Source organism: Arthrobacter oryzae (assembly GCF_037911235.1).
GTDB lineage: Bacteria > Actinomycetota > Actinomycetes > Actinomycetales > Micrococcaceae > Arthrobacter > Arthrobacter oryzae_E.
Genome location: NZ_JBBLYW010000051.1, coordinates 178,374 through 200,155 on the forward strand (window position 1 = coordinate 178,374; position 21,782 = coordinate 200,155).

Annotated in this window: 20 protein-coding genes; 13 read left to right on the plus strand and 7 right to left on the minus strand. The window is 65.2% G+C overall.

Annotated elements, in window-relative coordinates:
• Positions 1-147: 147 nt before the first annotated feature.
• A complete protein-coding gene (locus tag WMN78_RS14610) occupies positions 148-561 on the minus strand; it encodes a hypothetical protein (RefSeq protein ID WP_340534466.1) in 414 nt (137 codons plus the stop codon).
• Positions 562-792: 231 nt separating this feature from the next.
• On the opposite strand from WMN78_RS14610, the gene WMN78_RS14615 reads away from it, so the two are divergent.
• The gene (locus WMN78_RS14615; protein ID WP_340534467.1) at positions 793-1,236 is read left to right on the plus strand and encodes a hypothetical protein; all 444 of its coding nucleotides are present in this window, start codon (positions 793-795) and stop codon (positions 1,234-1,236) included.
• A gap of 202 nt (positions 1,237-1,438) precedes the next feature.
• Positions 1,439-2,140 (plus strand): hypothetical protein, encoded by a 702-nt coding sequence (locus WMN78_RS14620; RefSeq protein WP_340534468.1) that lies wholly within the window; start codon positions 1,439-1,441, stop codon positions 2,138-2,140.
• Positions 2,141-2,753: 613 nt separating this feature from the next.
• Here the strand turns inward: WMN78_RS14620 and WMN78_RS14625 are convergent.
• Together WMN78_RS14625 and WMN78_RS14630 are read right to left on the minus strand one after the other, a co-directional pair.
• Positions 2,754-3,566: a hypothetical protein gene (locus WMN78_RS14625; RefSeq protein WP_190612403.1), complete on the minus strand. Its 813-nt coding sequence runs from the start codon at positions 3,564-3,566 to the stop codon at positions 2,754-2,756.
• Between the two features lie 182 nt (positions 3,567-3,748).
• On the minus strand, positions 3,749-4,360 hold the full coding sequence (locus tag WMN78_RS14630; RefSeq protein WP_190612401.1) for an RNA polymerase sigma factor: 612 nt from the start codon (positions 4,358-4,360) through the stop codon (positions 3,749-3,751).
• A gap of 167 nt (positions 4,361-4,527) precedes the next feature.
• Between WMN78_RS14630 and WMN78_RS14635 the strand changes: the two genes are divergently transcribed.
• Together WMN78_RS14635 and WMN78_RS14640 are read left to right on the plus strand one after the other, a co-directional pair.
• On the plus strand, positions 4,528-4,842 hold the full coding sequence (locus WMN78_RS14635; RefSeq protein ID WP_190612398.1) for a hypothetical protein: 315 nt from the start codon (positions 4,528-4,530) through the stop codon (positions 4,840-4,842).
• Positions 4,843-5,147: 305 nt separating this feature from the next.
• The gene (locus WMN78_RS14640; RefSeq protein ID WP_340534469.1) at positions 5,148-5,729 is read left to right on the plus strand and encodes a recombinase family protein; all 582 of its coding nucleotides are present in this window, start codon (positions 5,148-5,150) and stop codon (positions 5,727-5,729) included.
• Positions 5,730-5,849: 120 nt separating this feature from the next.
• Here the strand turns inward: WMN78_RS14640 and WMN78_RS14645 are convergent, their stop codons facing one another.
• Positions 5,850-6,521: a GntR family transcriptional regulator gene (locus tag WMN78_RS14645; RefSeq protein ID WP_340534470.1), complete on the minus strand. Its 672-nt coding sequence runs from the start codon at positions 6,519-6,521 to the stop codon at positions 5,850-5,852.
• Positions 6,522-6,705: 184 nt separating this feature from the next.
• On the opposite strand from WMN78_RS14645, the gene glyA reads away from it, so the two are divergent.
• The 7 genes from glyA to purU are packed head-to-tail and all read left to right on the plus strand — an operon-like array spanning position 6,706 to position 15,634.
• Positions 6,706-8,079 (plus strand): serine hydroxymethyltransferase, encoded by a 1,374-nt coding sequence (gene glyA, locus WMN78_RS14650; protein WP_340534471.1) that lies wholly within the window; start codon positions 6,706-6,708, stop codon positions 8,077-8,079.
• Complete coding sequence (locus WMN78_RS14655; RefSeq protein ID WP_209742219.1) at positions 8,076-9,296, plus strand: sarcosine oxidase subunit beta family protein; 1,221 nt, start codon at positions 8,076-8,078, stop codon at positions 9,294-9,296. The genes glyA and WMN78_RS14655 overlap by 4 nt, the downstream gene beginning before the upstream one ends.
• A 27-nt stretch (positions 9,297-9,323) precedes the next feature.
• Positions 9,324-9,776, plus strand: a complete 453-nt coding sequence (locus WMN78_RS14660) for a sarcosine oxidase subunit delta (RefSeq protein ID WP_340534472.1) — start codon at positions 9,324-9,326, stop codon at positions 9,774-9,776.
• The gene (locus tag WMN78_RS14665) at positions 9,773-12,733 is read left to right on the plus strand and encodes a sarcosine oxidase subunit alpha family protein (RefSeq protein WP_340534473.1); all 2,961 of its coding nucleotides are present in this window, start codon (positions 9,773-9,775) and stop codon (positions 12,731-12,733) included. Before WMN78_RS14660 ends, WMN78_RS14665 begins: the two co-directional genes overlap by 4 nt.
• A complete protein-coding gene (locus WMN78_RS14670; RefSeq protein WP_340534474.1) occupies positions 12,726-13,361 on the plus strand; it encodes a sarcosine oxidase subunit gamma in 636 nt (211 codons plus the stop codon). Before WMN78_RS14665 ends, WMN78_RS14670 begins: the two co-directional genes overlap by 8 nt.
• Positions 13,361-14,734, plus strand: a complete 1,374-nt coding sequence (locus tag WMN78_RS14675; RefSeq protein ID WP_340534475.1) for an L-serine ammonia-lyase — start codon at positions 13,361-13,363, stop codon at positions 14,732-14,734. Before WMN78_RS14670 ends, WMN78_RS14675 begins: the two co-directional genes overlap by 1 nt.
• Before the next feature lie 3 nt (positions 14,735-14,737).
• Positions 14,738-15,634, plus strand: a complete 897-nt coding sequence (gene purU, locus WMN78_RS14680; protein ID WP_340534476.1) for a formyltetrahydrofolate deformylase — start codon at positions 14,738-14,740, stop codon at positions 15,632-15,634.
• A 171-nt stretch (positions 15,635-15,805) separates the two neighbouring features.
• On the opposite strand, the gene WMN78_RS14685 is transcribed toward purU, so the two are convergent.
• Complete coding sequence (locus WMN78_RS14685) at positions 15,806-17,443, minus strand: PucR family transcriptional regulator (protein WP_340534477.1); 1,638 nt, start codon at positions 17,441-17,443, stop codon at positions 15,806-15,808.
• A gap of 107 nt (positions 17,444-17,550) precedes the next feature.
• Between WMN78_RS14685 and WMN78_RS14690 the strand changes: the two genes are divergently transcribed.
• A complete protein-coding gene (locus WMN78_RS14690) occupies positions 17,551-19,089 on the plus strand; it encodes a cytosine permease (RefSeq protein WP_340534478.1) in 1,539 nt (512 codons plus the stop codon).
• Between the two features lie 14 nt (positions 19,090-19,103).
• On the plus strand, positions 19,104-20,069 hold the full coding sequence (locus WMN78_RS14695; RefSeq protein ID WP_340534479.1) for a polysaccharide deacetylase: 966 nt from the start codon (positions 19,104-19,106) through the stop codon (positions 20,067-20,069).
• A 412-nt stretch (positions 20,070-20,481) separates the two neighbouring features.
• Here the strand turns inward: WMN78_RS14695 and bcp are convergent, their stop codons facing one another.
• Positions 20,482-20,961, minus strand: coding sequence for a thioredoxin-dependent thiol peroxidase (bcp, locus tag WMN78_RS14700; protein ID WP_340534480.1), 480 nt, complete (start codon positions 20,959-20,961; stop codon positions 20,482-20,484).
• Positions 20,962-21,048: 87 nt separating this feature from the next.
• Entirely contained in the window at positions 21,049-21,780 is a 732-nt protein-coding gene (locus WMN78_RS14705) for a winged helix-turn-helix domain-containing protein (protein ID WP_340534481.1), read from the minus strand.
• Positions 21,781-21,782 lie beyond the last annotated feature (2 nt).

Consider the following 21,782-nt stretch of genomic DNA (forward strand, 5'->3'; position numbering starts at 1 on the left):
GAATGGCTAGGGTTATGCGGCGGAGGCTTCCGGCCTTTCGTCGGACCTTATCTGTGCCGTGGAGGGTTACTTCCAAAAGACCGCGGCAGCTACCTGGAAGCACCCCTTAAGACTGCTGCGCTTCACACAAGGTCCCAGATGATCGCTTCAGCTGCAGTCCACATCGGAGTAGACCTCGATGAGGCGGGTGGGCGCGTCAGGGAACCCGGCTTCAGCCAGACTCGATCTGACGTCAGCCCTAACTGCCTCAACGTAGGCGAACCCTTCGAGTCGGCTCTCGGTGATCTGTCGATCGCCGGACTGCGATTCCAGGATGCTTCGCTTCCACTCTTCTAGCTCAGACGCTTCAACCTTGGCCCCGGTCAGGGCCCGGGTAGCTTCGACCGAAGCTGCACTGGGGACATCGTCAACCATTGGTTCAAGCCACCACTTAGCAGTGCACTCTGCACCGTGGACAGCAAAAGTTTCTTCCCTGTCGGGAGCACCCCGGCCGTCACCGCATCCTGAAACCACCGCCGCGACTATCAGTGTGAAAGCACTGACGGATGAACGTTTCCCCATGCGGACCACCCTACAGAGGCTCATCCAATCATGACCTGGCATGGCCAGATTTCCGTTCCCCTGATGATCGGGAGCTCCCTAACGGCCGGCCTTTCTAACACTTGTGCCGGTAAAGGTTCCTGAAGGATTGCCGACGGTAATAAGGGACTTCAGCCGTTTGTTTCATGGGAAATGACCGGCAGGAAGGTGTGCGGTAGCGTCGGTATCAAGATTACTTTTTGGGGGAAACAAATGACGAAGCTCAAACTCTCGGCGACCATCGCACTCCTTGCAGTTCCGCTGCTTGCTGGCTGCTCAAGCGATGGGTACGGCATTGCGGCGCTGGAAGCGCCGGCAGGACCGGCCGACGTCCTTCCGGAAGGCAGCGAGCTGCGCTTCCCTGTCGAGATTAACGAAGCGACCCTGCGCCTCCTGGTCGAGGATGACCGCCGGCAGTATTTTGGAGCCGAAAGTGCTGATGGCGCTGACGCCTGCGTGGCGGTGTTCTCTGTCGAGCAGCAGTTTGGTGCCTACGCAGGCTGCGGCGCCGCAAAGGCCAGCACTGCCAATAGGATCACCACGGTGGGCGGTCCTGACGGAAAAACGACGACACTAGTTCGGGATAACGCCGATACCGAGCGGCTGGCCTCTGAAGGCTTCAGGCTCATTCACCAAAACGTCTACGTAGCCGAGTAGCTACTCCTGCTCCATCACTCTCAAAGGGTGTTCGGCCGACGTTAGGGCTTTGACTTAAAACCTTATTCGTGAGCTTGAGCGCTTCAGTGACGTGACCCAGATTTGCATCCCGTTGAGGGTTAGCGTTTCAACACAGGCTGCTCACGGTCCGGCATAGTCAGTGTTCGGGCTCGGCGCTCCTCCAAGCCGGTAGAGTGCGTCCATGACATTGGGGGATGCCGCGCCGAACACTGATCGCCGTCCGTGGACTTTTGCCGCGTTCTGCGTCATGGTCGCCTCGCTGACGCTTCTGGTGTTCGGCCTGACGCAGGTGCCCGTGATTGAGCTATTTCCCGGGTACGTGGCCGCCTACATGCTGATCGGGGTGTGTATCTTCGGCCCGACCGGCAAACTCCCGTCAGTCTGGCAGGCCGCGGCGTTCCTGCTTCCCGGTGCCCTGCTCATGGTCCTGGCGCTGCTGAACCTGGGTTTTTGGTGTGGCGGCTGGCTGCTCGGGCTCCCGGCATGGGGGCTGATGCTGAGCCGATGGACGTCAGCGAATGCCCTCCGGGCCGTGGACGTGTCGAAATTTCTTGGGCTGCTAGTGTTGGGCCTGGCGGTCTTCGCGTTCAACATCATCTGGGTGATTTTCAGCTTCGGCCTGTTCCTGCTCCCGATCATCCCTCTGGTCCGGCTGGCCTACCCTGAGTACCGGGCCAGGCCTCTGCAGGCGGCCATGGAGGTACTTCTGGCCGTGGCTGCCGTCGTGATTGCCTTTGCTATTCCCACCCCCGAAGGGTCATGGTCCTCGCCCTGGGTGTGTGCGGGCGGGGCCGCGACGGCTGGACTCATGATCACATATTGGGCTTGGAGGCTCCCCCGCCGTTCACGGCGCCGGCAACTCAATAACGGAGCCATCGTCTAGCCTCCGGTCTTCTAACGGGGATTGGTCTGAGGCCCTGTCTCATAACCCTGCGTCTCGAATCCCTAGGGATTCGAGGCGCCCAGCTTACGAGACACCTAGATTGGGAGCCTTATGGGTTCACCTCGACACTGAATGTGCATAGCTCTGTCGGACGTGGAGGGTGGCTAACTTCCCGGGCTGGTGGATCTTCCCCGGCGGTGACGAAGGGCGATTATCAGTGTGGCAGCGGTCGCGAGGGCTGGAACTGTCAAGAAGACCTGTGCGCCGTTTGGCCCTGTGCTGATTAGTCCGGCGATGCCTATCCACCACAGCAGGGCAGAGGCAAATGCTGCCAGGGGCACAACTGAATGATGGGCGCCGGATAGGGTCACGTTCCTGTGTTTGTGTCGTCGTTGAAGCGGTTGGATTGGCCAGCGGCGTCTGGTGCGATTTCCGATCATGATGGTTCCGATGGTGGCCAGGGCCGGGATGGTCAGGAACATGAGCGCACCGCCTCCGGTGGTTATGACTCCGACGATGCCGATCCACCAGAGGAGGGCTGTTGTGAACGCCGCCAGAAGCACGAGGAGTGTTCTGCGGTTGGGCCTTGCCGTGGTCCATGCGTTTCGGTGGGTCACTTTACTGGTCCTCCGGCCTCCTGGGCTGGCTGGTTGGCGGGCGGTGCTGACCCCACGATGCTGTAGTCAATGGCGGTATGGGCTATGAGGTTATTCGCTCCTACTCCAAAGATCGCATAGGTGGTGACCACTCGTTCGCCGATGACCAGGCCAGTGGCCGGGTCAATGATGATTTCATCGCGTTGTCCGGCCCGGAGCGGCTCAGATCTTCCGATTGCGATCCCTGGTTTGCCATCGAAGTTGGTTTGTTCGCTGGCGTTCACCCCCGGGATTAAGGCCAGAGCCTCATAGAGACCGGCGCGCAGGTCCGCTGAGATGAGTCCGGTCCGCAACAGATCTGTGATGCGCACGAAGTTGTCCTCGTCCCTGGAGGCGGACCCACCCTGATATTGGGCATTGAAGTGATCGATCAGGGCTTTGCCTTCGCGTGGCAGGTCCTGGATTTCCTGGTCACTGATCACGGTCCACGGGATCCCGTAGAACTCGCCATTAGGCGCGTGAATGGTGTCCTTCTGACCGGGGCGCGGGGCCACTGATCCCCAGTCTCGATCCAGTACCCAGTCCCGGGAGGGGTCCCCTGGAACATACACGTCGATGGTCTGGGCGTTCATGTGGGTCTCGATCGTGTTCCCGGAGACCAGCCAGTTTGCGTGCGTATGGACTCGCAGGTACTCGCCCCGGCCCGGGGTGGGGTCGGAAAAGGCCATGGTCTGTTCGGCTGCTGACCGCAGGAGACTTGCCGCATGGGCGCTTTGGATCGATATATTGGTTTGCCCCAAAACGATCACGCCGAGACTGGCTGCGGCCATTGTCAGTACCACTCGGCGCGTGCGGTGCGGCCGACGAATCGAGTCACGATCTCTGTCCACGAGATCGGTTGCATCGCTGCCCGAGCTCCCGGTTAGCCGTCTGCGGGGGAATTCTTGTTCCGCCATGTCTACGAGCTGCCTGCGAAGCGCATCGCTCCTGTCGGGCTGGAACTGATGGGTTTTCATAAGGGCCTCTGTCCTTGCGCGGCCTGCCGGTCGATCGCATACGTGCTGGAAACTTCGTCATATAAATCCCCGAGCCTTGCTTTGGCCCGGTTCAGTCTGGATTTCACGGTGCCTTCGGGGACGCCGAGTGCGGCCGCAGCGTCTCGTATGCTCATTTCTTCAACCACACAGAGCGTCAGCACGTTACGGTCCCCTGGGCGCAGCCGTGCAAAAGCCCGCTCTAACGTGGCGGCCTCAAACTCCTGCTGATCCCCGTCGGCGAACGCCTCAGCGATATCAGGGCTGTTGGCTGGGGGCGGGAGCCGGCCCAGGAAGCTCCTGTACCGCCGGCGTTGGCGCAGCTCGTTCCGGAGTGTGTTGTTCGCAGTAACCAGCAACCAGGCAACAATGGACCCGTTCACCATCCGCACGTACTCCCGGCGACGCCACGCCTCATAAAACACCATCGCCGTGACGTCCTCGGCTGCGTGAGCGGAGCCTATGACCCCCAGTGCGTGATGCAGCACTCTGTCACGGTGACGGTCGAAGACTGCGCCAAAGGCGTCACCGTCCCCATTTACGACGAGCCTCCAAAGAACCTCGTCTGTCCCTTCCAAATCTCCGCCCATACCCCATAGTGTCCGCACACATGGAAAGGTTCCATGTTTTGAGGCACAACTTTTCGCGCATCAGCGTTGAGGGCCTCCACCCTACAAAAGACGAATGCTCACTGGCCCGGCTCACCACCCAAAGGAGCTGGCTACCGGATTACTAACGTTCGTGCTTCAGTTCACGTATGGCATCACAATTCCGGAGGAAACCGCGGGCAAGCCCGCACCCAGTAGACGCGAATCCTGAGGTCAAGCGCCGGCTGAGTCGCCTGGTCTACTTCGGCGGGGCTTTGGCGTTGGTGATGATCACGCTGAACCTCATGCCAATTAATTCCGAGCCTTGGGTTTGGATAAAGCTGGTCATCCTTGCTGCCGGGACGACGATATTCGCCATCTGGGCCACGCGGTTTTCATTGTGGCAACGTGACGAGTACTGGCGCGAACGCGGCAGAGACCCTAAGCATCCTGATCGCTTTCCCGATCGCTCAGACGAGAACTAGCGGCGACGCGCCAGTTCTAGGGATTCCAGGCGTTACGATTGCGGCTGCGCCACGGGCGGGCCCTGGCGACGGAAGCCCGTATGGCCTGTCCGATTAGCCTCCCGGGGGCGTCTCTCATTCGAGGCACGTTGTCGTCTCATAACCCTTGGGATACGAGACGTCTCACTGGCTCTGTCCCGTAAGATTCTGATTCCTGGAAATCACGCGACTTTCCCTGCGGTCGGCGATTCTCATAACTATGTCTCGAAACCTTCTGCTTGAATTGGCGTACTAATCATTAGTTATGAGACACATTGGAGGCAGGCGTGTCGAAACTTATTGGCTATGCACGGGTTTCGACGCGCCAGCAGTCCACTGACCGGCAGCGAGCGGATCTACTGGCCGCCGGCGTTCGACGCGATGACCTCTACGTCGACCAAGGTGTCTCTGGAGCGCGCGCGTCACGACCCCAGTTCGATCGAGCACTTGACGCGCTCATGGAGGGTGACACTCTCGTCATCACAACTTTGGACCGGCTCGGGCGATCCACTCAAAACATGCTTGCCTTCGCCGACGAACTCCGCAGCAGGGGCGCCGGCCTGCGCGTCCTGAACCTGGGCGGAGGCGACGTCGACACAGCAACACCGATGGGCTCTATGCTGTTCACGATCATGGCCGCCCTCGCGCAGATGGAACACGAGATCAAGCGCGAACGCGTCACGGATTCAATAATCAAGCGAAGAGAAGCTGGCAAAGACCTTGGCGGCCGACCCCGCCGAGTTACTGATAGTCAGATCAGAAGCGCTGTTCGCCTGGTCAAAGGTGGCGAGCCCGCGGCGCAGGTTGCCCGGGATCTCGGAATGTCCCGAGCGACGTTCTACAGGCGGTCAAGAACGCTTGCCGACTAGCAGGGCGACCTTTAGCTCCGCAAAAAGGCCGCCATTTATCGCCAACATTCACAGCGAAAGGTGAGAGAGCGTTTCGGGTTTTCGTGCGAAAGGTGAGAGAGCGTTTCGGGTTGGAGCTGCTCAGAGCACCTTCCGGATGGTCTCTTCGAAACTCGTGACGTGGTGCAGGGCCAGCTCGCCCGCCTTGTCGGCGTCGCCCGCGGCCACCGCCTTGAGCAGCTCCACGTGCTCGGTGATGTGGCCGCTCACTGACGGCACCTTGTCCAGTACCAGGCACCAAATGCGGGTGGCCAGGTTGTCGTAGCGGACCAGCGTGTCTTCGAGGTGCGGGTTGGCGGCCGCCTTGTAGATCAACCGGTGCACCGTCAGGTCGTAGCGCATGAGGTCGCGGGACTCCCCGGGGCTGGGATCCAGCTCGGCAATCGTCTCGGCGACGTGCAACAGCTCGCGGCGCATTGCGGCGTTGGCCCGCTTGGCGGCACTGCGCGCCGCCAGCGGTTCCAGCAGCTCCCGGACCTCGGAGACATCGGCCAGTTCCGTAAAGTCCACGGTGGTGGCAAACGTTCCCCGGCGCGGATAGGACACCACCAGGTGGTCCACCTCCAGCCGCTTGATCGCCTCGCGCACAGGAGTGCGGCCGAAGCCGAGCTCGGCTGCCAGCTGCCCGTCATTGATGGGCTCGCCCGGCCGGATCTCGAGCATGATCAGCTTGTCGCGCAGCTGCCGGTAGGCGGACTCTGCCTGGGACAGTGCTTCGTCCTCGGCGGGAGGCAGGACAGGAAGTGCATTCAAGGCGCCGCTCCGTTCTTCGCTACTTAGTACTTCACCGCGGGTGGTCACCCACCGGAGGCCGGTTCCAACCGGAAGCTCAGTGCCACTTTGCTACCGGCTATTGACTCTGTGTGATCCCAATCATACCATTGACCTCACACTGATATATCAGTCATAGCAATAGTGGTATTTCAAAGGAGCATCCGTGGTTGAGCAGTTGAACGAGCGACTTTCCGCAGTCGATCCCGAGGTCCAGCAGGCCATTAACAACGAGCTGGGCCGCCAGCAGTCGACGCTGGAAATGATCGCCTCGGAGAATTTCGCCCCGTCCGCAGTCATGGAGGCGCAGGGCTCCGTCCTGACGAACAAGTACGCCGAGGGCTACCCGGGCAAGCGCTACTACGGCGGCTGCGAACACGTCGACGTCGTGGAGCAGCTGGCCATCGACCGAGTGAAGGCACTGTTCGGTGCCGAGTTCGCCAACGTCCAGCCGCACTCCGGCGCGCAAGCCAACGCCGCCGCAATGTTCGCCCTGCTGAACCCGGGCGACACCATCATGGGCCTGGACCTGGCCCACGGCGGCCACCTCACCCACGGCATGCGCATCAACTTCTCCGGCAAGCTCTACAACGTGGTCCCGTACCACGTGCGTGAATCCGATCTCCGGATCGATATGGCCGAAGTGGAGGCACTGGCCCTCGAACACCGCCCGCGGCTGATCGTCGCCGGCTGGTCCGCCTACTCCCGCCAGCTCGACTTCGCCGAGTTCCGCCGCATCGCCGACCTGGTGGGCGCCTACCTGATGGTGGACATGGCGCACTTCGCCGGCCTGGTGGCAGCAGGGCTGCACCCCAACCCGGTGCCGTACGCCGACGTCGTCACCACCACCACGCACAAAACCCTCGGCGGCCCGCGCGGCGGCGTCATCCTGGCCAAGGAGGAATACGCCCGCAAGATCAACAGCGCCGTGTTCCCCGGCCAGCAGGGCGGCCCGCTGGAGCACGTCATCGCCGCCAAGGCCGTGGCATTCAAGCTCGCGGGCACCCCGGAATTCAAGGAACGGCAGGAACGCGTCCTGCAGGGATCCAAGCTGCTGGCCGAACGCCTCCTCCGGGACGACGTCGCCGCGGCAGGCATCTCCGTGGTCAACGGCGGCACCGACGTGCACCTGGTCCTGGTGGACCTCCGCAACTCCGAACTGGATGGACAGCAGGCCGAAGACGCCCTGCACCGGATCGGCATCACCGTCAACCGGAACGCCGTGCCGTTCGATCCCCGCCCGCCCATGGTGTCCTCCGGCCTCCGGATCGGAACGCCCGCCCTCGCCACCCGCGGCTTCGGCGCCGTGGAATTCGCAGAGGTCGCGGACATCATCGCGACGGCGTTGATCGCCGCGGCCGGAAACGGCAGCGACACCAACGGCAGCGAAACCACCGGCGAAACCCTCAACGAAGCCACCGCCGTCGAACTCCGCGCCCGGGTGACCGCCCTTGCCGAACAATTCCCCCTCTACCCCCACCTCAATGGCGGCACCGAAGTTGCCGCCTTCGAATCAGACCTGATTGGAGCAGCCCAGTGAGCACCCAGCAGCTTCCGGAGCACCCGGATTTCCTCTGGCGCAACCCGGAGCCCAAGTCCTCCTACGACGCCGTGATTGTGGGCGGCGGCGGGCACGGCCTGGCCACTGCCTACTTCCTGGCCAAGAACCACGGCATGACCAACATCGCCGTCCTGGAAAAGGGGTGGCTGGCCGGCGGCAACATGGCCCGCAACACCACCATCATCCGTTCCAACTACCTCTGGGACGAGAGCGCGGCCATCTACGAGCACGCCCTGAAGCTCTGGGAAATCCTGCCGGAGGAGCTCGAATACGACTTCCTCTTCAGCCAGCGCGGCGTCATGAACCTCGCCCACACCCTGGGCGACGTCCGCGAAAGCATCCGCCGCGTGGGAGCGAACAAGCTCAACGGCGTGGACGCTGAATGGCTGGAACCGGACCAGGTCAAGGAACTCTGCCCCATCCTGAACATCAGCGACAACATCCGCTACCCGGTCATGGGCGCCACGTACCAGCCCCGCGCCGGCATCGCCAAGCACGACCACGTGGCCTGGGCCTTCGCCCGCAAGTGCGACGAACTGGGCGTGGACATCATCCAGAACTGCGAAGTCACCGGCTTCCTCAAGGACGGCGACCGCGTGGTAGGCGTCAAGACCAACCGCGGCACCATCAACACCGAAAAGGTGGGCCTGTGCGCCGCCGGCCACAGCTCGGTCCTGGCGGAAATGGCCGGTTTCCGGCTCCCCATCCAGTCCCACCCGCTCCAGGCCCTGGTTTCCGAACTGCACGAACCGGTCCACCCCACCGTGGTGATGTCCAACCACGTGCACGTCTACGTTTCCCAGGCCCACAAGGGCGAACTGGTGATGGGCGCCGGCGTCGACTCCTACAACGGCTACGGCCAGCGCGGCTCCTTCCACGTGATCGAGAACCAGATGGCCGCCGCGGTGGAACTGTTCCCCATCTTCGCCCGGGCACACGTGCTCCGGACCTGGGGCGGCATCGTGGACACCACGCTCGATGCCTCACCGATCGTGGGCACCACCCCGGTGGAGAACATGTTCGTGAACTGCGGCTGGGGCACCGGCGGCTTCAAGGCCACCCCGGCTGCCGGACTCACGTTCGCGCACACCATTGCCACGGGCACCCCGCACAAGCTGAACAAGCCGTTTGCGCTGGAACGCTTTGAAACCGGAGCCCTGATCGACGAACACGGCGCCGCCGCCGTCGCCCACTAGCCGCCGTCCCATAGAAAGAAGACGCACATGCTGCTTATCTCATGCCCCAACTGCGGCTCGCGCGACGAGACCGAGTTCCACTACGGCGGCCAGGCCCACGTGCCGTACCCGGAGAACCCGAACGACATGAACGACCGCGAATGGGCCGAGTTCCTGTTCTACCGCGACAACACCAAGGGCACCTTCGCCGAGCGCTGGCTGCACAGCACCGGCTGCCGTCAGTGGTTCAACATGCTCCGCGACACGGTCACCTACGACATCCAGGCCGTCTACCCGATGGGCACCCCCCGGCCTGACGCGGCGGTCCGGGACGCTGCCGCCCCGGCAACGCCCGACTCCGGCACTGCCAGCACCGCCCCTGACAGCACCACCACCGGCAGCGCCGCGCCCAGCACCTCCGCAACCAGCATCTCTCCAACAAGCACCGCCTCAAGCACCACCCAGTCCGGCACCACCGCCCCGGAAGGAGCAACCAAGTGACTTCCCAGAACGCCCGCCTCGCCGCCGGCGGACGCATCGACCGCAGCATCTCCTGGCGTTTCACCGTGGACGGCGAGGAATTCACGGGCCACCCCGGCGACACGCTCGCCTCGGCCCTGCTCGCCAACGGCCGGATCGCCGCCGGCAACTCCCTCTATGAGGACCGCCCCCGCGGCATCATGTCCGCCGGCGTGGAGGAATCCAATGCGCTGGTCCGGGTGGAAGCACGGTTCCCGGGCCACGTGGCAGAGTCCATGCTCCCCGCCACCACCGTCACCCTGGTGGACGGCCTGAAGGCGGACCAGCTCAACGGCCTGGGCCGCCTCGACCCCGAGGAGGACCGCGCCGAGTACGACAAGAAGTTCGTGCACACCGACGTCCTGGTGATCGGCGGCGGCCCCGCCGGCCTGGCCGCAGCCCGCGAGGCAGTGCGCACCGGAGCCCGCGTCATGCTGCTGGACGACCAGCCCGAACTGGGCGGAACGCTCCTGTCCGGCTCCACCGCCCCCGAGCTGGCCGAGACCATCGAAGGCAAGCCGGCCCTGGAATGGGTGGCGGACGTGGAAGCCGAACTCGTTTCGGCAGCCGAATGCACCGTCCTGAACCGCACCACGGCCTTCGGCGCCTACGACGCCAACTACGTCGTCGCGGTCCAGAACCGCACCGACCACCTCTCCAGCCCCGCCGCCCCCGGCGTGTCCCGGCAGCGGATCTGGCACATCCGTGCCAACCAGGTGGTGGTGGCCCCCGGCGCCCACGAGCGCCCGCTGGTGTTCGAGAACAACGACCGTCCCGGCATCATGCTCGCCTCGGCCGTCCGCAGCTACCTCAACCGCTACGCCGTGGCCGCCGGCCAGCGCGTTGTCATCAGCACCACCAACGACAGCGCCTACGCCCTGGCCTCGGACCTGCGCGCCGCCGGCGTCAAGGTGGCCGCCGTCGTGGACGCCCGTCCCCGCCTCACGGAGGTGGCGGCTGCCGCCGTCGAATCCGGCACCCGCGTGCTGATCGGCAGCGCCGTGGCCAACACCGCTACGGAGTCCGGCGACGCCGGGGCAAACGCAGGCCGGCTCAGGAGCGTCACCGTCCGCAGCATCAACGACGACGGCGAACTCACCTCCGGCATCGAAGAGATCGCCTGCGACCTGCTGGCAGTCTCCGGCGGCTGGAGCCCGCTGGTGCACCTCCACTCCCAGCGCCAGGGCAAGCTGCGCTGGGACGAGGAGCTGGCCGCTTTTGTGCCGAGCACCGTGGTCCCGAACCAGCAGACCATCGGTTCCGGCCGCGGCAGCTTCGAACTCGCTGACTGCCTGGCCGAGGGCATCTCCGCCGGTGCGGCGGCAGCCATCGCCGCCGGCTTCGCGTCGGAAACGAAGCCGTCAGTGATCGGCGAGCCGAAGGCATCCGCTCCCACCCGCCAGCTGTGGCTGGTCCCGGGCCAGGAAGGCACGCCGGATGACTGGCACCACCACTTCGTGGACTTCCAGCGCGACCAGTCCGTGGCTGACGTGCTGCGGTCCACCGGCGCCGGCATGCGGTCCGTGGAGCACATCAAGCGCTACACCTCCATCAGCACCGCCAACGACCAGGGCAAGACCTCCGGCGTCAACGCGATCGGCGTCATCGCCGCCGCACTCCGCACGGCCGGCGAAGCGTCCCGCGGCATCGGCGACATCGGCACCACCACCTACCGGGCACCGTTCACCCCGGTGGCGTTTGCGGCACTCGCCGGACGCCAGCGCGGCGAGCTGTTCGACCCCGCCCGCGTCACCTCGATCCACCCGTGGCACGTGGCCAAGGGCGCACTGTTCGAGGACGTGGGGCAGTGGAAGCGTCCCTGGTACTACCCGCAGGCCGGGGAGGACATGGACACCGCCGTGCTGCGTGAATGCGCCGCCGTCCGCGAGTCCGTGGGCTTCATGGACGCCACCACGCTGGGCAAGATCGAAATCCGCGGCAAGGACGCCGGTGAGTTCCTCAACCGGATCTACACCAACGCGTTCAAGAAGCTCGCCCCAGGTTCCGCCCGCTACGGCGTGATGTGCATGGCGGACGGCATGATCTTCGACGACGGCGTGACCCTGCGCCTCGACGAGGACCGGTTCTTCATGACCACCACCACCGGCGGCGCCGCCAAGGTGCTGGACTGGCTGGAGGAGTGGCTGCAGACCGAATGGCCTGAACTCGATGTCCACTGCACCTCGGTGACCGAACAGTGGAGCACCATTGCCGTCGTCGGGCCCAAGTCCCGCGCGGTGATCGCCAAGGTGGCACCGGAACTCGCCGCCGGCGGCGGGCTCGAGGCGGAAGCCTTCCCGTTCATGACGTTCCGCGAAACCACCCTCGCCTCCGGCGTGCAGGCCCGGATCTGCCGGATCTCGTTCTCCGGCGAACTGGCCTACGAAATCAACGTGCCGTCCTGGTACGGGCTGAACACCTGGGAAGCCGTGGCAGCTGCCGGGGCCGAATTCAACATCACTCCCTACGGCACCGAAACCATGCACGTGCTCCGCGCCGAAAAGGGCTACCCGATCGTCGGCCAGGACACGGACGGCACCGTCACCCCGCAGGACGCAGGCATGGAATGGGTGGTCTCCAAGGCCAAGGAGTTCATCGGCAAGCGTTCCTACGCCCGTGCCGATGCCAAGCGCGAGGACCGCAAGCACCTGGTCAGCGTCCTTCCCGTGGACGGAACGCTGCGGCTGCCCGAAGGCACCCAGCTCGTGGAAAAGGGCATCCCGACGAACCCCGCCTACGGACCCGTCCCCATGCAGGGCTTCGTGACCTCGAGCTACCACAGCGCCGCACTGGGCCGGTCATTTGGCCTGGCACTGATCAAGAACGGCCGCAACCGCATCGGCGAGACCCTCGTGGCCGCCGCCGGCGACCAGCTGGTTGATGTCGTCATCGCCGAAACCGTACTTTTTGACCCCGAAGGGACCCGCAAAGATGGCTAACACAGCAGCACTCGAAGGCATCAATGGACTCCGGGACATCCGCCGCAGCCCCGCCTCACACCTGGCGGCCGCACTGGACGCCGGCTCCGTAGAGGGAACGGTAGTCCTGAAGGAAGGCCCGTTCCAGACCATGGCAGGGATCCGCGTGGACCCCCGCTCCGAGCAGGGCTCGCGGATCGCAGCCGTTGCCGGCGGCCTGCCGGCACGCTGCGGCGAAGTGGCCGGCAAGGACGGCGTCAGCGTCCTCTGGCTCGGCCCGGCCGAGTTCCTGGTGGTGGCACCGGAAGAAGCCCACGACTCCCTGGGCGGCGACCTCATCGGCTCCCTCACGGCCGCCCTGGGCGACGCCCCGGGCCAGGTGGTGGACCTGTCCGCCAACCGCACCACGTTCGAACTCTCCGGGCCCCGCGCACGCGCCGTCCTGGAGAAGGGCTGCGCCCTGGACCTGCACCCGCGCAGCATCACCCCGGGAACCGCCCTGAACACCGAGGTGGGCACCATCCCGGTGGTCCTGCTGAAGAACGGCGAGGACAGCTTCCGGCTCTTCCCGCGGGCTTCGTTCGCGGACTTCCTGGGCCGCTGGCTCCTGGACGCCATGAGGGAATACGCCTCCCCCGAGGTGCCCTGATGGCGCTGAGCGCCCTGGACCTCTTCTCCGTTGGCATCGGGCCGTCGTCGTCACACACGGTCGGCCCGATGCGGGCGGCGAAACTGTTCGCCGAAGGGCTCAAGGGTGACGGCCACCTGAGCGCCACCACGCGGGTCCAGGCCGAACTGTTCGGATCGCTCGGCGCCACCGGCAGGGGCCACGGCTCCGACAAGGCAGTGGTGCTCGGACTCCAGGGCCTGGACCCTGAAACCGTAAATACCTCCACCGCCGACGACCAGGTGGCTGCCGCCGCGCTCGACGCCGAACTCCGAATCGGCGGGGACCACCGGGTGGACTTCAACTGGGACGAGGACGTGGTGCTGCACCGCCGCAAGTCCCTGCCCGCCCACCCCAACGGCATGACCTTCCGGGCGCTGGACCACTCCGGCGCCGTCCTCAGCGAACGGAGCTTCTATTCGATTGGGGGCGGCTTCGTTGTTGACGGGGCCGCCGACGCCGGTGACAAAGTGGTGGCGGACGACACGCCGCTGCCGTACCCCTTCACCACGGCCGACGAACTCCTGGCGATCTGCCGTCGCGAAGGAATGTCCATTTCCGACGTCATGCTCGCCAATGAGCTGGCGTGGCGCACCGAAGCGGAGCTCCGCGAGGAGCTGCTGAAACTCTGGGCCGTCATGCGCGAATGCGTGGACAACGGCTGCGCCGCGGAAGGGATCCTTCCCGGCGGATTGAACGTCAGGCGCCGGGCGCCGTCGTTGTTCAAGACCCTGACCGCGGACACCGGCGTGACCGATCCGCTCCGGGCCATGGAGTGGGTGAACCTCTTCGCGCTGGCCGTCAACGAGGAAAACGCCGCCGGCGGGCGCATCGTCACCGCCCCCACGAACGGCGCGGCCGGGATTGTTCCTGCCGTACTGCACTACTACGTCAAGTTTGTTCCGGGAGCCGACGACGACGGTGTGGTCCGCTTCCTGCTGGCAGCGGCCGCCGTCGGGATCCTGTTCAAGATCAACGCCTCCATCTCCGGCGCCGAAGTGGGCTGCCAGGGCGAGGTGGGCTCGGCCTGCTCCATGGCGGCAGCCGGCCTGTGCGAGGTCCTCGGCGGCACACCCGAACAGGTGGAGAACGCCGCCGAAGTGGGGATCGAGCACAACCTCGGCCTGACCTGCGACCCCGTGGGCGGCCTGGTGCAGATTCCCTGCATCGAACGGAACGCCATTGCCAGCGTGAAGGCCATCAACGCCGCCCGCCTTGCCCTGCACGGGGACGGCAGCCACAAGGTATCCCTCGACAAGGCCATCAAAACGATGCGCGAAACAGGAGCCGACATGAAAACCAAGTACAAGGAGACCTCCCGCGGAGGCCTCGCCGTCAACGTGATTGAGTGCTGAGCCATGACTGCCATCCAGACTGAACCTTCCCTGCCCCAGCCGGCTACCACCGTGGAGCATGTCCTGACCCTGGACTGCAACGAGTCGCCGGGCATCGTGCACGCCGTCTCCGGCTTCCTGCTCGAGCACGGCTGCGACATCATCGACAACCAGCAGTTCGGCGAACGTTCCGAAGGGCACTTCTTCATGCGGGTGCACTTTGCGTCCGACGGCGATGCCTCCACCGCGGACACCCTCCGGACCGCTTTTGCCCCGGTGGCTGAACGCTTCGGCATGAGCTGGCGGCTGGAGCCGCACGGCTCCAAGCGCAAGGTGCTGATCATGGTGTCCAAGTTCGGGCACTGCCTCAACGACCTGCTGTTCCGAGCCAGGATCGGCGAACTGCCGGTTGACGTGGTGGCCGTGGTGTCGAACCACACGGACCACCAGGCGCTGGTGGAATGGCACGGCATTCCGTTCTTCCACGTGCCCGTCACCGCCGCCACCAAGCCCGAGGCCGAGGCGCGGCTGCTGGAACTGGTGGACGAGTTCGACGTGGAACTGGTGGTGCTGGCCCGTTACATGCAGGTCCTCAGCGACGGCCTCACCCGCAAGCTGGACGGGCGCGCCATCAACATCCACCACTCGTTCCTGCCCAGCTTCAAGGGCGCCAAGCCGTACCACCAGGCCTATGCCCGCGGCGTCAAGACCGTGGGTGCCACGGCGCACTACGTCAATGGCGAACTGGACGAGGGACCCATCATCGCGCAGCAGGTGGTGGAGGTGGACCACACCTACGGCCCGGAAGACCTGGTGGCCGCCGGCCGCGACACCGAGTGCAAGGCTTTGTCCAACGCGGTGCGCTGGCACTGCGAAGGCCGGGTCATCCTGCGCGGCAACAGGACCGTGGTGCTTCGCTAACGACGTCCCGCCGGTCCTACCGGGACGCTCTCTCACTTCCTGTCGCTTTTGCCGGGACGCTCTCTCACTTCCTTGGGGGAAGTGATAGAGCGTCCCGGTTTTTCCTGCGTTAAGTGAGAGAGCGTTGTGTTGCCGGCCCAGACGCGCGGACATTCGGGCGGCGGGTGAGGGCTATAACGCGGCGAGTCGGGTGGCCAGGTGCAGCGCTGCGAGCCGTCCGGTTCCGCGCGGATCGCCGCCGCACAACTCAAAAATACGCTGCAGCCGGTGATGCATGGACTGCCGCTCCACATGCAATTCCCGGGCGGCCTGCGCCGTATTGCAGCCCGAGTCGAGCCACGTTGTCAGCGTTAACAGCAGTTGGGAGTTCCGCCGGGCGTCGTGCTCCAGGACGGGTCCCAGCTGCTGGCGGACGTAATCCTGCCGCGCGCCCTGGTCCAGGTGCTGCACCGCGAGGCGCTCCACGGCGAGGTTTTCGACGTCGAGCACCACGCCTTCCGTGTCCGACGGCGGCCGTGTCACCGCCCGCAGCGAGCCGTTCACCACAAGATCCAAGGCGCTTTTCGCCTCCGACAACGACCATGGCGCGTTTTCGATCCCGGCGGCCAGGGGACCCACCGCCGTCATGGTCCCTGCCTCGACCGGCAACTCCCTGAGATCCTTCACGAGCTCGGCGCGCGCGGCCGCAGCGCCGTCAAACGGCAGTGCGGCCAGAGCAAGGAGCTCCGCGTTGTCCACATAGCTTGCGCTCTGCTGCGCCGAGCGCTTCAGGATCTTGTCCATTGCAGCCCGCAACTGTTGTGAGGTGGACGTCCGAACGACGACGGCGACGACAGTCGCGGAGGGCAGGATCCCGGCAGCCGAGGAAAGCTGCTGGAGCCGCCAGGGCTGGCTGCCGGAACTGACGGCGCGCAGCAGCGCGGTCCCGGCCACTTCTTTCAGCCCGGGAGGCATCCGCTGCAGCAGCGCCAGCGAAAGGATGTCCACACAGCGTCCGCCCGCGACGCGCGCGAGGTTGACGTCGCCGCCGGCCGGCACGTTGATGACCAGCCTCGCGGACGGCACGCCGCGGACCGGCACATCAATGTTGATCACGGTGCCGTCAATGGCCACTCCCGCTGTGAGTGCGGGCTGGTGTTCGGCGCCCGGACCCGGGCTAGCGCCGGAGCCGGAACCGGAACCCGGACCCGAGCCGGAGCCCGAACCGGAGCCGCCGCCGTCGTCGGGCGGTGAACCGGCGCCGTCGGGGCCGGCGCTGCCGAGCACCACCCCCGAGACCGACGAAAGCTCCAACGTCGCGTCAATGATTCCGGCCAGCACGGCAAGGATCTGATCCAGGCTGCTTCCGTGCGCCAGTTCGACAGCCATGGCGTGGCTGGCCTCGTCCGCGCGGCGCAGGTGTGTCACGGATTCGCTGACCAGCATGGAGTTGATCGCCTGCATGATGCCCACGAAAGGCACTACCTTGCGGAACTCGATGAGGGGCAGTCCGGCTTCCTCTGCTGCCCTGATCATGGAGGACGGCAGCGAGGCGAGCCTCTGCCCGGTTTCCACTGCGATGGCGCCGACACCGCGCTCGGCGAGCTGCCGGACGTACTCCACACGCCGTGCGTCCGATGCGGTGACCAGAGCATCGCCGCCTGTCAGAAGCAGCTCGCCGCCGCTAAGTAACGGCGCGATGTCCAGGACCTCACTGGAGTGGACCCAGCGCAGCTGCGTATTGGCCGCTGCCGCAGCGCCGGCGCGGATCACTGGATCCGCGGCAGTGAGGGTGGCATGTTTCAAAATCTCACTCAGCGTGATTGGCATTACTATCCGTCGTACGAAGGGCTGTTTTCCTGTACACATCGTATCTTGTTGTGTGTGGTCTGCGGCACATAACCTTGAAATATCCCTTTCCCCCTTCGGAGGCACCCATGCACAACAACTCCACTGCAGTCCCGGCCGGGCAAGCGCCCGTTGCCGGCGAAGACGTCGAAGCCTGGCTTCAGCCCATCCCGGAGTCACAGCGGACCCGCAAGGTTTCCGGACAGTTCTGGATCTGGGCCGGTGCCAACCTCGCGCCCATCAACTGGGTGCTCGGCGCCCTCGGCATCCACCTCGGGCTCGGATTTGCCGACACGGTCACCGTTCTGGTCCTGGGGAACCTGATCGGCATGCTCCTGTTCGGCTGCTTCGTCCTGCTCGGCCAGAAGACCGGAGCCACCGGCATGGTGCTGGCCCGGGCGGCATTCGGTCGACGCGGTAATTACTTGCCGGCCGCCATCCAGGCGCTGCTGGTCATCGGCTGGTGCGCGGTCAACACCTGGATCATCCTGGATCTGGTCATGGCGCTGTTCGGCACCCTCGGCTGGGTTGACCCGACCGCCCACAACTACGCCTGGAAGATCGGCGTCGCCACCGCCATCATGGCTGCGCAGGTAGCCATCGCCTGGTTCGGCTACAAGGCCATCGCGGCTTTTGAAAAGTGGACCGTACCGCCCACCATCATCATCCTGGCGGTTATGTCCGCCGTCGCCTGGTTCGGAATGAAGATCAACTGGACCTACGCCGGCCCGGCCGGCAACATCCTCGAAGGCTCGGAGCGGATCGCCGCTATGAGCGCCGTCATGACGGCCATCGGCATCGGCTGGGGCATCACCTGGTTCACGTACGCCGCCGACTACTCACGCTTCGTGAGCACCGAAGTTCCGAAGCGCAAGGTCTACCTCGCCTCGGTCCTGGGACAGTTCATCCCCGTCGTCTGGCTCGGAATCCTGGGCGCCAGCCTCGCCACGAACAGCGGCGAGATCGACCCCGGCAAACTCATCGTCCAGAACTTCGGAGTTCTGGCACTTCCCGTGCTGCTGATGGTCCTGCACGGACCCATCGCCACGAACATCCTGAACATCTACACCTTCTCCGTTGCGACGCAGGCACTCGACATCACCATCAGCCGCCGCAAGCTCAACCTTTTCGTCGGCGTCTTCTCGCTGATCGCCGTCATCTTCTTCATCTTCCAGGAGGACTTCGCCGCCGTGCTGGACGCCTGGCTGATCGGCCTGGTGGCCTGGGTGGCTGCCTGGGGCGGCGTGATGCTGGTGCACTTCTTCTGGATCGAGAAGAAGTGGCCCGGCGAAGCCGCACGGCTGTTCGACGGCGTGGGCACCAAGCGCCTCCCCGGCGTCAACTGGGCCGGCATCGTGTCCCTTCTCGTCGGCATCTTCTCCACCTGGCTGTTTATGTACGGGCTTGTCCCCGCAATGCAGGGCCCCATCGCCGTGGCCCTGGGCGGCTGGGATCTGTCCTGGCTCGCCGGCGGCCTCAGCAGCGCTGTGTGCTACGCGGTTCTTGGCCCGCGGGTACACCGGAAATTTCTGGCCGACGCCGGAGCCCTTCCGGTCACGGTAACAGCCCAGGCGGAAGCAGCACCCGAAACGACAATCCGTCCGTCAACCACCGCAGTCTCGCTGTAGAAAGGAATCGGACCATGGAATTCCCCGCTTTCCCGGACTCCGCCCATCCCATCACCTGGCCCGAAGGCTACCGGGCGGCCGCGTCCTTCACCTTCGATGTGGACGCGGAGTCATGCACCATCGCGCACGATCCCACCAGCACGCGCCGGATGTCCCTGATGACCCACCAGTCCTACGGGCCCAAAGTCGCAGTGCCGCGGCTGCTGCAGATCCTGCAGCGCCAGGACGTCCAGGCCACGTTCTTCATCCCCGGATTCACCGCTGAAAGCTACCCGGACGTTGTGCGCCGGATCGTGGACGCCGGCCATGAGATCGCCCACCACGGTTACCTGCACGAACCGATGCAGGGGATCGACGCCGCCACCGAGGCACGCTACATCGACCGCGGGCTGGAGGCGCTGGCCAAGGTAGCCGGTGTGCGGCCGGTCGGCTACCGGGCACCGTGGTGGGAACTGAACTGGCACTCGCCGGCGCTCCTCGCGGACCGCGGCTTCCTCTACGATTCCAGCCTGCTCGACGGCGACGCACCGTACCGCTTCAGCGTCGCCGAGGGGGACTCCAGGGACCTGGTGGAAATCCCGGTCGACTGGGCGCTGGACGACTGGGAGCAGTACGCCTTCTACCCAGGGGTGACCGGCAGTGGCGTGATCGAAAGCCCCGCCAAGGTCCTCGAGATGTGGATGCTCGAAGCGGAGGCGCACCACGCGGCCGGAAGCTGTTTCGTGCTGACCAACCACCCGTTCATCTCCGGCCGGCCCTCCAAGGCCGTGGCCCTTGAACAGTTGATCAGCCGGGTCAAGGCCATGGACGGCATGTGGGTCACCACGATGGCCAAGATCGCCGAGCACACGCGGGACACCGTGACCGATGTCCACACCCACGCCCGCATCGAGGTTCCCGCATTCCCCGACGCCGGCGCCCGCTTCACCCCTGCCCAGGTGCGCCAGTCCGCGCTCGCCTCCGACCGGTCCCGCCTCTAACCCCCCGGACGCTCTCTCACTTCCTGCCGCTTAAAACGGAGCGCTCTCTCACCGGCGAGAGAGCGTTCCGTTTTTTGGTGCAACAAGTGAGAGAGCGTTCGGAAGGGCACCGTCACGGCGCAGCGGTTGAGACAGGGTCGTTGAGGGGCCGATGGGCGTCTGCGCACCTGCGCGTCCGGTGAGGCTGTGGCGTTGCCGGTCATGGCGAGGTTCGGGGGCCAGGAGATGACAGAGACCTTTTCTGTAATTCTGCCCGGGCCGACGGAACGCCCTCTCACTTCCTGCCGCTTCAAAAAGGAACGCTCTCACCCAGTTCAACCGGTGAGAGAGCGTCCGCCTCAAACCCGCAGGAGGTGAGAGAGCGTCCGCCTCAAACGTGCAGGAAGTGAGAGAGCGTCGGGGGAGGAGGGGGCTAGATGCCCAGGGTTTCCTTCAGCGCAGCGACGTGGCCCTGGGCCTTGACCTGGTACTGGGCCAGCTTCACTTTGCCCTCGGGATCGAGCACCACGGTGGAGCGGACGATGCCCTCGGTCACCTCGCCGTCGCGCAGCTTCTCGCCCCAGGCGCCGTAGGCAAGGGCCACGGAGTGGTCCTCGTCGGCCAGGAGCGGGAAGGTCAGCGCGAAGTCGCCGGTGAAGTGGGCCAGCTTTTCGGAGGCGTCCGGGGAGACACCGAGGACTTCGTAGCCGGAGCCCTGCAGGGACTCGAGGCTGTCGCGGAAGTCACAGGCCTCGGTGGTGCAGCCGGGGGTGGCCGCTTCCGGGTAGAAGTACACAATGACATTCTTGCCACGGTAATCGGCCAGCGCTCTCGGCTTGCCTTCAGCATCCGGGAGGGTGAAGTCCGGTGCCTGGGTTCCGGGCTGGAGCTTGGTGGTCAGAGTGGGGCTCATGATGATCCTTCGGGAGTCTGATTACTGACAAAGCGATGCTGACAAAGCGATGCGTCTGACGGGGTTGTTACTGGCACAACCACGGGTTCAGATGCAGTATTCCGCGGGTCCGCGCACTTTGGTGTTGGATCCGGGGACGAACTGGTAACCGCCGCCGCGCACCGTTGCGATCGCGTGCCGGCCGCGGCGCAGCTTCCGCCGCACCCGGCCCACGTACACGTCGATGGAACGGGAGGCCGCCGCGGGGGAGTCGAACGATTCCAGAAACAGCCGCAGCTCCTCACGGCTGACGGCCCGCGAACAGTTTTCCACGAGGTAGCGCAGCAGCTTGAACTCGACGCCGGTCAGCGCCACCTGCGTCCCGTCCAGCCGGACCTCGCCGGCGGCAAGGTCCACGGACACCAGGCTCGCCGGACCGGCCGACGGCGGGAGGTGAGTTGCGCCGTCGTCGCCCTCTTCCGGGGAGTCCTCCGGAACGGACGACGACGGCGCGTGGGTTCCGCTGCCGGCGGCCCCTTGCGGTCCCCCCGACGGTGCAGCATGGGCAGCGGAGGTTGCAGCTCCGGCGGCGGGACAGACGTGGACTTCCGCCTCCGGAGCAATCTTCAGGGCACGCGCCAGCAACAGTTCCGCAGCACGCGCCATCACGGCGTCGTCAATTTCCTGCTCGTTGTCCGGGGTTACCCACACGGCCAGGCCATGGGCTTTGAGTTGCGGCCCCCGCCGCGCCGCTCCCGGCTGCGCCGGACCAGCTGCCTCCGGACCAGCTGCCGCCGGAGCATGACATATGCCGCGCGGGGAATGTACCTGGACTGCCATGG

Excerpts from the sequence above, each read along its gene's own strand:
- WMN78_RS14610 (WP_340534466.1), bottom strand. The coding sequence starts at position 561 with ATGGGGAAACGTTCATCCGTCAGTGCTTTCACACTGATAGTCGCGGCG.
- WMN78_RS14615 (WP_340534467.1), top strand. The coding sequence starts at position 793 with ATGACGAAGCTCAAACTCTCGGCGACCATCGCACTCCTTGCAGTTCCG.
- WMN78_RS14620 (WP_340534468.1), top strand. The coding sequence starts at position 1,439 with ATGACATTGGGGGATGCCGCGCCGAACACTGATCGCCGTCCGTGGACT.
- WMN78_RS14625 (WP_190612403.1), bottom strand. The coding sequence starts at position 3,566 with ATGGCCGCAGCCAGTCTCGGCGTGATCGTTTTGGGGCAAACCAATATA.
- WMN78_RS14630 (WP_190612401.1), bottom strand. The coding sequence starts at position 4,360 with ATGGGCGGAGATTTGGAAGGGACAGACGAGGTTCTTTGGAGGCTCGTC.
- WMN78_RS14635 (WP_190612398.1), top strand. The coding sequence starts at position 4,528 with ATGGCATCACAATTCCGGAGGAAACCGCGGGCAAGCCCGCACCCAGTA.
- WMN78_RS14660 (WP_340534472.1), top strand. The coding sequence starts at position 9,324 with ATGCTGCTTATCTCATGCCCCAACTGCGGCTCGCGCGACGAGACCGAG.
- WMN78_RS14670 (WP_340534474.1), top strand. The coding sequence starts at position 12,726 with ATGGCTAACACAGCAGCACTCGAAGGCATCAATGGACTCCGGGACATC.
- WMN78_RS14675 (WP_340534475.1), top strand. The coding sequence starts at position 13,361 with ATGGCGCTGAGCGCCCTGGACCTCTTCTCCGTTGGCATCGGGCCGTCG.
- purU (WP_340534476.1), top strand. The coding sequence starts at position 14,738 with ATGACTGCCATCCAGACTGAACCTTCCCTGCCCCAGCCGGCTACCACC.
- WMN78_RS14685 (WP_340534477.1), bottom strand. The coding sequence starts at position 17,443 with ATGCCAATCACGCTGAGTGAGATTTTGAAACATGCCACCCTCACTGCC.
- WMN78_RS14690 (WP_340534478.1), top strand. The coding sequence starts at position 17,551 with ATGCACAACAACTCCACTGCAGTCCCGGCCGGGCAAGCGCCCGTTGCC.
- WMN78_RS14695 (WP_340534479.1), top strand. The coding sequence starts at position 19,104 with ATGGAATTCCCCGCTTTCCCGGACTCCGCCCATCCCATCACCTGGCCC.
- bcp (WP_340534480.1), bottom strand. The coding sequence starts at position 20,961 with ATGAGCCCCACTCTGACCACCAAGCTCCAGCCCGGAACCCAGGCACCG.
- WMN78_RS14705 (WP_340534481.1), bottom strand. The coding sequence starts at position 21,780 with ATGGCAGTCCAGGTACATTCCCCGCGCGGCATATGTCATGCTCCGGCG.